The organism is Roseovarius halophilus (ex Wu et al. 2025), assembly GCF_047086965.1.
Genome location: NZ_JBKOTX010000668.1, coordinates 1 through 253, shown reverse-complemented (window position 1 = coordinate 253; position 253 = coordinate 1). Strand labels below are relative to the sequence as shown.

At 60.5% G+C, this 253-nt stretch carries 1 protein-coding gene; it reads right to left on the bottom strand.

Annotated elements, in window-relative coordinates:
* Positions 1-253: hypothetical protein (locus ACH107_RS33970; protein ID WP_412509944.1), on the bottom strand; the 253-nt coding region annotated here is incomplete at both ends.

The following is a 253-nucleotide window of genomic DNA, read 5'->3' as shown; positions in this document are numbered from 1 at the left end:
CGGCGCAACCATAGCCGGCGCCTTGTGAGCCATTGGCGAATTCGGATCGACCACAGAGCGCTTCTTGCCAACTGCGGCATAGCCCAGTGCCTCGCCCTCGATCGCCGCGAAGCTGTTCATTGCACCCGGCCCAGCGAACTGAGAAACTCCACCCGTCATCGGCTGCGAAAGACGGCTGTTGATTGTGTCGCCAATCATCAGCGAACTGCTAATCAGAGCTCCCTGGTTGCTGGCATGCGCTTCGCCCGACAGA